Origin of the sequence: Rhizobium sp. Root491, assembly GCF_001427205.1 — a bacterium.
In the GTDB taxonomy this organism is placed as follows: Bacteria; Pseudomonadota; Alphaproteobacteria; order Rhizobiales; family Rhizobiaceae; genus Agrobacterium; species Agrobacterium tumefaciens.
This window is the reverse complement of sequence record NZ_LMFF01000001.1, coordinates 1,025,000-1,036,777: the sequence shown is the minus strand read 5'-3', so window position 1 is coordinate 1,036,777 and position 11,778 is coordinate 1,025,000. Positions and strand designations below refer to the sequence as shown.

Annotated in this window: 10 protein-coding genes; 7 read left to right on the top strand and 3 right to left on the bottom strand. The window is 58.1% G+C overall.

Features of this window, described 5'->3' with window-relative positions; translation table 11 throughout:
* Positions 1-56 precede the first annotated feature (56 nt).
* The 5 genes from pyrC (at position 57) to ASD46_RS05110 (ending at position 4,697) form a co-directional block, all read left to right on the top strand.
* Entirely contained in the window at positions 57-1,094 is a 1,038-nt protein-coding gene (gene pyrC, locus ASD46_RS05130; RefSeq protein WP_003514871.1) for a dihydroorotase, read from the top strand.
* 65 nt (positions 1,095-1,159) lie between these two features.
* Positions 1,160-1,858 (top strand): orotate phosphoribosyltransferase, encoded by a 699-nt coding sequence (locus ASD46_RS05125; RefSeq protein ID WP_003514873.1) that lies wholly within the window; start codon positions 1,160-1,162, stop codon positions 1,856-1,858.
* Between the two features lie 97 nt (positions 1,859-1,955).
* Positions 1,956-2,882, top strand: a complete 927-nt coding sequence (locus tag ASD46_RS05120; protein ID WP_003514875.1) for a carbohydrate kinase family protein — start codon at positions 1,956-1,958, stop codon at positions 2,880-2,882.
* A 124-nt stretch (positions 2,883-3,006) separates the two neighbouring features.
* Positions 3,007-3,972: an acetylxylan esterase gene (locus ASD46_RS05115; RefSeq protein WP_025592300.1), complete on the top strand. Its 966-nt coding sequence runs from the start codon at positions 3,007-3,009 to the stop codon at positions 3,970-3,972.
* Entirely contained in the window at positions 3,969-4,697 is a 729-nt protein-coding gene (locus ASD46_RS05110; protein WP_025592302.1) for an esterase family protein, read from the top strand. Before ASD46_RS05115 ends, ASD46_RS05110 begins: the two co-directional genes overlap by 4 nt.
* 16 nt (positions 4,698-4,713) lie before the next feature.
* Here the strand turns inward: ASD46_RS05110 and ASD46_RS05105 are convergent, their stop codons facing one another.
* The 3 genes from ASD46_RS05105 to ASD46_RS05095 form a co-directional block, all read right to left on the bottom strand.
* Positions 4,714-5,583 (bottom strand): ornithine carbamoyltransferase, encoded by an 870-nt coding sequence (locus ASD46_RS05105; RefSeq protein WP_025592304.1) that lies wholly within the window; start codon positions 5,581-5,583, stop codon positions 4,714-4,716.
* A gap of 90 nt (positions 5,584-5,673) precedes the next feature.
* Entirely contained in the window at positions 5,674-7,299 is a 1,626-nt protein-coding gene (pgi, locus tag ASD46_RS05100) for a glucose-6-phosphate isomerase (RefSeq protein ID WP_035197746.1), read from the bottom strand.
* A 127-nt stretch (positions 7,300-7,426) separates the two neighbouring features.
* Positions 7,427-9,139 (bottom strand): long-chain fatty acid--CoA ligase, encoded by a 1,713-nt coding sequence (locus ASD46_RS05095; protein WP_003514883.1) that lies wholly within the window; start codon positions 9,137-9,139, stop codon positions 7,427-7,429.
* Between the two features lie 353 nt (positions 9,140-9,492).
* On the opposite strand from ASD46_RS05095, the gene ASD46_RS05090 reads away from it, so the two are divergent.
* Together ASD46_RS05090 and ASD46_RS05085 are read left to right on the top strand one after the other, a co-directional pair.
* Positions 9,493-10,542 (top strand): ABC transporter ATP-binding protein, encoded by a 1,050-nt coding sequence (locus tag ASD46_RS05090; RefSeq protein WP_025592307.1) that lies wholly within the window; start codon positions 9,493-9,495, stop codon positions 10,540-10,542.
* A gap of 154 nt (positions 10,543-10,696) precedes the next feature.
* Positions 10,697-11,713: a Fe(3+) ABC transporter substrate-binding protein gene (locus ASD46_RS05085; protein ID WP_025592309.1), complete on the top strand. Its 1,017-nt coding sequence runs from the start codon at positions 10,697-10,699 to the stop codon at positions 11,711-11,713.
* The last annotated feature ends 65 nt before the right edge of the window (positions 11,714-11,778 follow it).

Sequence of the window (11,778 nt, the reverse complement as noted above, 5' to 3'; positions counted from 1 at the left end):
CCTGTGACGAAAGATGCTAAGCGGGCGCCAATTCCGTCATGCTCCGAGGTATCCCGATGAAGTCGCTCACCCTTCGCCGCCCTGATGACTGGCATCTGCATCTGCGCGATGGCGCCATGCTGGAAGGCGTGATCGGGGATACGAGTCGCCATTTCGCCCGCGCAATCATCATGCCGAACCTGGTGCCACCGGTAGTCACCTGCGCCGATGCCCGCGCCTATCGCGAACGCATCGTCAAGGCAATTCCGGCGGGCGACCGTTTCGAGCCGCTGATGACGCTTTATCTCACCGAGGACACGCAGGCCGACGACGTGGAAGAGGGCAAGAAAAGTGGCCTTATCACCGCCGTAAAGCTCTATCCGGCCGGCGCGACCACCAATTCCCACGGCGGCGTGCGCGATTTCAACAAGGCGATGCCGGTTCTGGAACGCATGGCGAAGATCGGCCTGCCGCTTTGCGTGCATGGCGAGGTGACGACGCCGGAGGTCGATATTTTCGACCGCGAGAAAGCCTTCATCGACACGGTTCTGGAGCCGCTGCGCCAGCGCCTGCCTGAGCTCAAGGTGACGATGGAGCACATTACCACCCGCGATGGCGTGGACTACATAAAGTCGTCCAAGGCCAATCTCGCCGGATCCATCACCACTCACCATCTCATCATCAACCGCAACGCCATTCTGGTCGGCGGTATCAAACCGCATTATTACTGCCTGCCCGTCGCAAAGCGCGAGGAGCATCGCTTGGCACTGCGTGCGGCCGCGATTTCGGGTGATGCCCGCTTCTTCCTCGGCACCGATTCCGCCCCGCATGTCGATCCGCTGAAGGAATGCGCCTGCGGCTGCGCCGGCATCTATACCTCGATCAACACCATGAGCTGTCTTGCGCATGTCTTCGAGCAGGAAAACGCTCTCGACAAGCTGGAAGCCTTCGCTTCCCTCAACGGCCCAGCCTGGTACGGGTTGGCGCCAAATGAGGAGACGATCACACTGGTGAAGCGCGAGGAGCCGGTGTCGTTTCCCGCCAAGATCGAGACGGGCGCCGGGCCGGTGACCGTATTCGATCCGATGTTCCCGCTTCATTGGGACGTGAGCTGATTTTTTTTAATGACCGCCGGCACTGCCGGCGGTTTTGTTATGAAGGCCGAAAAAGGAGAACGCCTATGAACCATTTCACATTCACTGACCGCACTGTCGTTGCAGAACTGGTTGCGAAGATGTTGTGGGAAATCAAGGCGGTCCACTTCAATTCGGAAAGCCCGTACACCTTCGCTTCGGGCATGAAGAGTCCCGTTTATATCGACATGCGCAAGCTCATCTCCTTCCCGCGCATTCGCTCGGCGGCGATGGATTTTGCGGCGGCGGCGGTGATGCGCGAGGCCGGTTTCGAGAAGTTCGACTGTGTCGCAGGCGGTGAAACGGCGGGCATTCCCTTCGCGGCTTTCCTTGCCGAGCGTCTTGGCCTGCCGATGATCTATTGCCGCAAGAAGCCAAAGGGCCATGGCCGCAACGCCCAGATCGAAGGCCATATGCCGGAAGGCGCCCGCGTTCTCGTCATCGAGGACCTGACGACGGCCGGCGGCTCGATGTTCACCTTCATCGACGCCATCCGCGCGGCAGGCGGCATTGTCGATCACGGTATTGCGCTCTTCTATTACGGCATTTTCGAACAGGCCGAAGCGCGCTTCGCCAATGGCAATGTCAAGCTGCATTATCTCACGACCTGGCGCGATGTTCTGGCTGTTGCCCGGGCTGAAAAGCTGTTCGACGAAAAGACCCTGTCGGAGGTCGAGGCCTTCCTCGATAACCCGTTGCCATGGTCTGCAAAGCGCGGCGGCGTCAGCGAATTGCCGCAATCTTAATTTCGGATGCGGCCAGCCAGCTTGTGGCTGGCCTTCCGATCGATCTTCGTCTAAATCGATTTAAGTCCATTTGATTTGCTGTTTGAGGAGGACCGTAATGATCCTGTGTTGTGGTGAAGCCCTGATCGACATGCTGCCCCGGCAGACGACGCTGGGTGAGGCGGGTTTTGCCCCCTATGCAGGCGGAGCGGTCTTCAACACGGCCATTGCGCTCGGGCGTCTCGGCGTCCCGTCCGCGTTCTTCACGGGTCTTTCCGATGACATGATGGGCGATATCCTGCGGACAACCCTGCGGGCGAGCAACGTGGATTTCAGCTATTGCGCAACACTTTCGCGGCCGACCACCATCGCCTTTGTCAAGCTCGTCGATGGCCATGCCACCTACGCCTTTTATGACGAAAACACCGCCGGCCGGATGATCACCGAGGCCGAGCTTCCGGCCTTGGGCGCCGATTGCGAGGCGCTGCATTTCGGCGCGATCAGCCTCATTCCGGAACCATGCGGCAGCACCTATGAGGCGCTTATGGTGCGCGAGCATCAAAGCCGAGTCATCTCCCTCGATCCGAATATCCGCCCCGGTTTCATCAAGGACAAGCAGTCGCATATGGCCCGCATCCGCCGTATGGCTGCCATGTCGGATATCGTTAAATTCTCTGACGAAGACCTCGAATGGTTCGGTCTGGAAGGTGATGAGGACACGCTCGCTCGCCATTGGCTGCACCATGGCGCGAAATTGGTCGTCGTCACCCGTGGCGCCAAGGGTGCGGTCGGTTACACCGCCAATTTCAAGGTAGAAGTGGCTTCCGAGCGGGTGGAGGTCGTCGATACCGTCGGCGCGGGCGACACCTTCGACGCCGGCATTCTCGCCTCGCTGAAAATGCAGGGGCTTCTGACGAAGGCGCAGGTCGCTTCGCTGACGGAAGAGCAGATCAGAAAGGCTTTGGCGCTCGGCGCAAAGGCTGCTGCGGTGACCGTCTCGCGAGCTGGCGCAAATCCGCCCTTCGCGCATGAAATCGGATTGTAAAGGATATGGTTGAACCGTTTTGAAAAGGCGGTTCATCACTCCTGCCTGGGCCAGGGTCGTAAAAAACCGATATTTGGATATCAAGAAGCTTGTGTCGGCCGGTCTTTCACGAAACAAGCATCGCATGAGCGTTCCAACAACCCATCCTTTCGATTTCGACCCGACCTATGGCATGCGGCGCGAGCAGTTGCTGGCCATTATCCCGCCTGAGGCGCCGCCGGGCTTTGATGATTTCTGGAAGAAGCGTTATCGCCGCGCGCTGGCCACGGATCCGCGACCGGTGCTGCGCAAGAGCAAACTCAGCCATCCCCGCTGGCATGTTCTCGATATCTCATACACATCCACCGGCGGCTTCCGCATCGGTGGATGGATGCTTCTGCCGCGCAAAGGACAGGTGCGGCGCGGACTTGTTGTCGGCCATGGTTATGGCGGGCGGGGAGAGCCCGATTTCGATGTGCCGGTGGAAGAAACGGCCGTGCTGTTTCCCTGTTTTCGCGGGCTTTCGCTAAGCGCCTGTCCGCCGATTTCGTCCGACCCGGCCCTTCATGTCCTCTACAACATCGACAGAAAAGACGACTACATCATCGGTGGCTGTGTCGACGATCTGTGGATCGCCGTCTCCACGCTCGTCACGCTCTATCCATGGCTGGAAGGGCAGGTGGGCTACAGCGGCATCAGCTTCGGGGGCGGGATTGGGGCTTTGGCAATACCATATGATGCGCGCATCGACCGGGGCCATCTGGTCGTACCGACATTCGGACACCGGCCGTTCTGGCTGACGCTGCCGACGGTCGGTAGCGCGGATGCGGTCCAGACCTATCAGAAGACCCATGCCAATGTGCTGGAAATGCTGCGTCTGTTCGATGCCGCTTCTGCGGCTTCCCGCATAAAAGTGCCGATGCTGGTCGCGCCCGCCCTGTTCGATCCGGCGGTGGCGCCGCCGTGCCAGTTTGCGGTTGCCAATGCCCTGCCGCTCTCAAAATTTAATGAAATCTTCATCCTAGACGCGGGACATTTCGAATACGCTGACAGTGCATCCCAAGATGCGGTCCACAGGGACAAGGTCAGACAGTTTTTCAAGGTGCCATGAAACGCGAATATCTCCGCTGGTATAGTCAAAGGCTTCATCGTGATATGGAGCTGTTGATATTCGGTCATTCTGGCGCCAAGGTGCTGATGTTTCCCACACGCGACGGGCGCTTCTTCGAATATGAGGAACTTGGCCTTGTCGACAGTCTGGCCGATAAAGTGGAGGCCGGTCATCTTCAGCTCTATTGTATCGAGGGGCTGGCCAAAGAGACCTTTTATGCGGCCCATAATCACCCGTCCGAGCGCATTCGCCGCCATGCCGCCTTCGAAGATTATATTCTCAATGAAGTGCTGCCGCTGATGGCTAAGAAAAACCCGCATGGCGATACCATCGTGCAGGGCTGCAGTCTGGGCGCGTTTCAGGCCGCCAGCCTCGTCTTTCGTCACCCACATCTTTTCCGCAAGCTCGTCGCCTTTTCCGGCCGCTACGATCTGACGATGAAGGTGGAATCCTTCGGCGATCTGTTCGACGGTTACTACGATGACGATGTCTATTTCCACATGCCGAGCCACTTTCTGCCGGACCTCGCCTGCGGCTGGCGGCTTGAAAACCTCCGCCGCATCGACATGGTTTTCACCATCGGCGATGCCGATCCGTTTTTGGACAACAATCATCACCTGAGCCGGGTTCTTAACGACAAGCAGATAGGGCATCAGTTGCATGTCTGGGAGGGACGTGCTCATCGGGCAGGCGCCTGGCGCAAGATGGCGGCGCTGTATATCTGAGGCGACCTGCGCCGCCTCAGGCGAGGAGAAATTCCATCAGGGCATTCTGCGCGTGCAGAAGAAATGCCTTTGCGGGCCGGCTTTGACAGGCCGGATGCGACATTGCATCTGCCGTCACTTCCTGACCACGGGCGACCGGCGGGCAGGGTAAAAATATCACCTCGGGCTGCATCCTGTCGAGAAGGGATGCGGATATGCGGTAGTTGATCAGGATATGATCCGAACCGGCGGGCCAGGAATCGGTAATGACCACATCCGCGTCTAGCAACTCCGCCATATCAGAGCTGGCCCGGAAATTCGGGTTGATGAGCGCAGCATCGGTGACGTGCCATTGTTCGGGGTAAACTTGTGTGACCTGAATTGGCAGGGACATCGAGGCCTCGACCCACGAGCGCAAAATATTGGCATCCGGCGCGACGCCGACGATCTTGAGACCGTCGACCCGGCCTCTCAAGCTTTTGATGTGGGCAAGATCGCCAAGCGTCTCGCAGGGATGATTGGACTTGGTCCGCGCGTTGATGACGGGTGCGCGCATTTCGCCCGCAAGCGCCCGGAGGGTCGAGAGTTCTTTCGTGCGGATAATGACTAGATCGAACCAGTTGTCGAGATAGCCCGCCAGGTCGGCGATTTCTTCGCGGCCATTAAAGCTGATCGGGACGGTGACACAAATACCGCCCATGGCCTGAATGCCGAGATCGAAGGCAGCGGTGTTGCGCCAACCGGTATCGTCGACGATCAGCCCGATGCGTTTTCCCTTGAGCAGCTGTGGCATCGTGCCCTTTGACCAGTCCTGCGCCAGACTGCCTGCACGGTCTATGATGGACAGCACCGCATCTTCAGGCAGGTCATGAAACGCCAGAAAATCCTTGCCTTGCCGCAGTGCCATATGTGCCTCCAATCGGCGTTCCATCGATGCTGAATTGAAAAAGCCGGAAGTTTCCTTCCGGCTTTCGTAATTATCAAGGGAGCAAGGATTTTACCCCGCCAGTCCCGACAGCGCCTTCACCAGACCCTGTGTCGAGCTGTCATGGCCGGCTGCACTTTCCTTGCCTTCAACGACGGGAAGCAGGCCGGTTGCCAGTTCCTTGCCAAGCTCCACACCCCACTGGTCGAAGGAGTTGATGCGGAACAGCACGCCTTCCACGAAGACGCGGTGTTCGTAGAGCGCGATCAGACGGCCAAGCGCAAATGGCGTCAGCTTGTCGTAGATGAAGGTAATGGACGGGCGGTTGCCGGTGAAAACGCGGTGCGGCGCGATGAAATCGGCTTGGCTGTCTTCCATGCCCTTGGAGGTAAGCTGGGCTTTCGCTTCGGCCAGCGTGCGGCCCTTCATCAGGGCTTCCGACTGCGCCAGGCAATTGGCGATGAGAAGCTGGTGCTGATGGCGCAGTTCCGGTTCGAAACCGTTGGCGGCGATCATGAATTCCGCCGGAATGACGCTCGTGCCCTGGTGGATGAGCTGGTAGAAGGCGTGCTGGCCATTGGTGCCGGGTTCGCCCCAGACGACCGGGCCGGACTGGCCTTCGACAGGTGTCCCGTCGATCGTCACGCCCTTGCCGTTCGATTCCATGTCGAGTTGCTGCAGATAGGCAGGGAAACGCGACAAGCGCTGGTCATAGGGCAGGATCGCCCGCGTGGAATAGTTCAGCACGTTGCGGTGATAAAATCCGATGAGACCGAGCAGCATCGGCAGGTTTTCACGGATCGGCGCCTCGCGGAAATGCTTGTCCATGGCATGCGCGCCATCCAGAAACTTTCCAAAATTCTCCGGCCCGATGGCGATCATCAGCGGCAGGCCGATAGCCGACCAGATCGAATAACGTCCGCCAACCCAGTCCCAGAAACCGAAGATGCGATCGCTCTCGATGCCGAAGGCGGCAACCTTTTCCAATGCTGTCGAAACGGCGGCGAAATGGTGTTTCACAGCCTCTTCACCCAGCTTTTCGGCAATGAAACGGCGCGCGGTCGCGGCATTCGTCATCGTTTCGATTGTGGTGAAGGTTTTGGAGGCGACGATGAAGAGCGAGGTCTCGGGATCAACGAGCTTCAGCGTGTCGGCAATATGCGCGCCATCGATATTGGAGACGAAATGCGCACGCGGACCATCATGGAAAGGCGCAAGCGCCAGCGTCGCCATGACGGGGCCGAGATCGGAGCCGCCGATACCGATATTGATGATGTCGGTGATCTTCTTGCCGGTCGCACCTTTCAGGGAACCGGAGCGAATGGCGTCGGCAAACTTGCCCATGGCGGAAAGAACGGCGTTCACATCCGGCATCACATCCTTGCCGTCAACGAGAACCGGCGTGTTGGAGCGATTGCGCAGTGCGGTGTGCAACACGGCACGATCTTCGGTGAAATTGATCGCCTTGCCGGAGAACATCTCCTCGCGCTTTGCCTCGACGCCACCGTCGCGCGCCAGCTGTTCGAGAAGCGTGACGATTTCGTCATTAACAGCGCATTTGGAATAGTCCATCAGCAGGTCATCGAATTTGGCGCTGAAACGGCTGAATCGTTTGTCGTCGGCCGCAAAAGCAGCGCGCAGATCGGTTGCGGCTGTGCTGCTTGCCGTTGCTTTCAGTTTTTCGATGGTGGCCTGCATCTCGTGCTCCTCGGCTTCCTGGAAGGATGAGGAAACTATTCTTTTTCAGGCGACCAAATCAAGGCGACTTCGGTAAAAGAAATGGACTGGGAGAAAAGAAAAGAGCCGGTTACCCGGCTCTCGTCCTTCAGTTCAGATTGCGCAACTCACGCCGCAAGATCTTGCCGACGTTCGATTTCGGCAGCTCCGTTCGGAACTCGATGATTTTCGGCCGTTTGTAGTTTGTCAGGCTTTTGGCGCAGAAGGCCTTGAGTTCCGCTTCCGTCAGCGACTGATCCTTCTTGACGACGAAAAGCTTGACGGTCTCGCCGGAATGTTCGTCGGGAACCCCGATTGCCGCGCATTCCAAAACGCCGGGATGGCTGGCGGCCACTTCCTCGATCTCGTTCGGATAGACGTTGAAACCGGAAACGAGGATCATGTCCTTCTTGCGGTCGACGATCTTGGTATAGCCGCGCTCGTCCATGAAGCCCATGTCGCCTGAACGGAAGAAGCCGTCTTCGGTCATTGCTTTCGCGGTTTCATCCGGCCTCTGCCAGTAACCGGCCATGACCTGCGGCCCGCGAATGCAGATCTCGCCGACCTCGCCGGTCGGCAGGCTTTTGCCTTCCTCGTCGCGAATGTCGATTTCCGTAGAGGAAATAGGCAGGCCGATGGTGCCGCTGAATTCCGTGGCATCGAGTCTGTTAACGGTGGCAACGGGCGATGTTTCCGATAGCCCGTAACCTTCGGCGATCGGGCAGCCGACCATGGAAAGCCAACGCTCGGCCACCGGCCGCTGCACCGCCATGCCGCCGCCGAGAACGAGAATGAGCGAGGACAGATCGAGCTTGCGGAAATCCTCATTGTTCATCAGCGCGTTGAACAGCGTATTGATACCCGGAAAAATATGCGGTCGATAATGCGACAACTCTTTCACGAAGCCGGGAATATCGCGTGGATTGGCGATCAGCAGGTTATGGCCGCCAAGCGCGATGCCCATCAGCGAATTTACCGTCAGCGCAAAGATGTGGCACAGGGGCAGCGCGCAGATGAAATTGAGGACTTCTGGACGGTCCTTGCGTTGGGTGAAAGCGGCATCCAGCCAGAGGCTGATCTGCGCCTTGTTGGCCAGAAGATTGGCGTGGGTGAGGATCGCACCTTTGGAAATGCCCGTCGTTCCGCCGGTATATTGCAGGAATGCGATATCCTGCGGCAGGAGGCGGACCGCCTTCAGGGAAAAACCCTGACCTTCCTTCAACACGGCCTTGAAGCTGATGGAGCCGGGAATAGCGTAGGCCGGCACCAGTTTCTTCACCTTGCGAACCACAAGATTGACGATATGTCCCTTGAGGCCGAGGAGATCACCCATGGCCGCAACGACCACATGTCTGACGGCGGTTTTCGGCACCGCCTGCTGCGCCACATGGGCGAAATTCTCCAGTACGAAAAGTGCTTTTGAGCCGGAATCCTTCAGCTGGTGTTCCAGCTCGCGCGGCGTATAGAGCGGATTGACGTTGACCACGATCATGCCTGCCCGCAAAATTCCGTATACGGCGACGGGGTTCTGCAGGATATTCGGCATCATCACCGCAACCCGGTCGCCTTTTTCCAGCCCTCTGGATTGCAGCCACGCGGCCACCGCGCGGGTTTCAATATCCAGATCCCGGTAGGTCAGGGACTTTCCCATGCTGGAAAAGGCCTTCCTGTCGGCAAATTTCGCGCAGCTCTTTTCGAGAAGTTCGACAAGGGAGGTATTGGCGGATGCGGGGATTTCGGAAGGTACGCCCGGCGGGTAGGATGCCAGCCAGCGCTTCTCTGCGCTGACATTTTCCGGATGTCCCAGGGACAATTCACTCATGCTTCTCCTCCCAGAGTCTCTGTCGCGCCGTGCGTTCGATGAAACGCATGAAAGGCGCTATAAGCTGCCTGATCATCATGAGACCCCCAATCAACCGGCGTAATGGCCGGATTGAGGGAACCGCATGTGGCGTCACCGGATCGACTGCTCCTCCGCTCCCCGATGACGAATGATAGACGTCTAATCACCTGACGTCCATCGTATCGGCAAAGCCTATTTAACTCTAACGTAAACGTCAATATTCCTGCCGAACATCTCGCAACCTCGTGAATGGAAACCTATTTTCCCCGCCTTTTGACTTTAATCCTGATTTGAGCGATCAACATAATTCGCAAAGCAGGGCAGGATTGGAAATGGCAGGCAACGCAGCGCTTGAACTGAAATCGGTCGGAAAAAGATTCGGCGATACGGATGTATTGTCCGATATCGATCTGACCGTCGAACGCGGCGAAATCATTTGTCTGGTGGGACGGTCCGGCTGTGGAAAATCGACCCTGCTGCGCATTATAGCGGGTGTGGAAACGCCGGATAATGGCAGCGTTTGTGTGAATGGCGCAGTCGTTGCTGGTCCGGCTGGTTTCGTGGAACCGGAAAAGCGCAATATCGGTTTCGTCTTTCAGGATTATGCGCTCTTCCCGCATCTCACCGTCGAACAGAATGTGATGTTTGGTCTCAGGTCATTGCCAAAGGCCGAGGCCCGCCGCCGGGCTGCGGAGATGATCGAGCACGTTCATCTGCAGGAGTTGGCCAAGCGCTATCCCCACACGCTTTCGGGCGGTGAGCAGCAGCGCGTAGCCCTCGCCCGCGCCCTTGCCCCGCAACCCGGCCTGCTGTTGATGGATGAGCCCTTTTCCAATCTGGACCGGGGATTGCGCGACACTGTGCGCGAGGAAACGCTGGGCGTCCTGCGGCAACTGGGCACGACGGCGATCATGGTCACCCATGATCCGGAAGAAGCGCTTTCCGCCGGCGATCGTGTGGTGCTGATGCAGCGAGGGCGTATCGTCCAGAGCGGCACGGGCTACGAAATCCACGATCATCCCAAAAGCCGCTACGCCGCCGATTTTTTCTGCGCCTTCAACAAGATCGAGGGCAGGGTGAGGGAGGGGCGGGTGGAAACGCCGCTCGGGCCTCTGGGCGATGCGTCCGGTCTGGCGGAAGGTCTTGCCGCCACCGCCTATGTTCGCCCCAATGCGATTTCGATCATCGAGGACAGCGCTGCGAAAGACGGGATTGCCGGCGAAATATCAAGTCGTGTGTTCCTCGGCGAGATCGAACAACTCGGCATAGCCGTTCCCGGCCTTCCAGCCGACCTGCGCGTCAGGACGATGCAGCGCACACCCGCCAAGACCAAGGCCGTGCGCTTCGGCATCGATCCAAAGGGTGTCCTGATATTTACCTGAAGTTGAATGAGCGGATTTGCATGTTTGTTTTCGCTCTATTTTCAACTGTTGGTGATCGAAACCCGTCTGAAAACGGCCAAATAAAACTTGATTTGATACGTCATGTATGATGTTTGCTCCCCCTATATTGCGCCATCGAAGAGGGAGACACACCATGACGAAATTTGCCAAACTTGCCCTGCTTGCCAGCACGGTCACTTTTGCAGCGGGATCAGTCAGCGCTGCTGAACTGAATATCTACACCACGAGAGAGCCGGCCCTGATCCAGCCCCTGCTGGAATCCTTCACGGCCTCCAGCGGTGTCAAGGTCAACACCGTATTCCTCAAGGATGGCCTTGCAGAGCGCGTTCTGAGCGAGGGTGCAAGCTCACCTGCCGACGTGCTGATGACGGTGGATGCCGGCAATCTCGTCGATCTCGCGGAAAAGGGTGTTACCCAGCCGGTTGAATCCGAAACCCTGAACAAGGCTATTCCGGCGGAACTTCGCGACGCCAAGGGCCACTGGTTCGCACTTTCCATGCGTGCCCGCGTTCTCTATGCGGCGAAGGATCTCGACCTTGCCTCCTTCAACTATGAAGACCTGGCAGATGCGAAGTGGAAGGGCAAAATCTGCATTCGTGCCGGCCAGCATCCCTATAATACGGCTCTCTTTGCCGACTACATCGCTCACTATGGCGCAGCGGACACCGAAAAGTGGCTTGCCGGCGTCAAGGAAAACCTGGCCCGCAAGGCAGGCGGCGGTGACCGTGACGTTGCCAAGGATATCCTCGGCGGCATTTGCGATATCGGCATCGCCAACTCCTATTATGTCGGCCTGATGCGCTCGGGCAAGGGCGGCGAGGAGCAGGTGAAGTGGGGCGACGCGATCAAGGTCGTTCTGCCGACGTTCAAGAATGGTGGCACGCAGGTCAACATCAGCGGTGCGGCTGTTGCCAAGAACGCTCCGAACAAGGCCGAAGCCGTCAAGCTTCTGGAATACCTTGTTTCGGACGAAGCCCAGAAGATCTATGCCGAAGCCAACTTCGAATATCCGGTCAGGCAGGGCGCAGCACTCAACGACATCGTTGCCTCCTTCGGCACCCTGAAGGTTGACAACAAGTCGCTGACGGAGATCGTCTCTCATCGCAAACAGGCGAGCGAGCTGGTCGACAAGGTCGGTTTCGACCAGTAAAGGCCAATTGGCGACAACAAGTTGGAAGGCGTTCGCATCCGCGGGCGCCTTCCCTGTATTTTCAA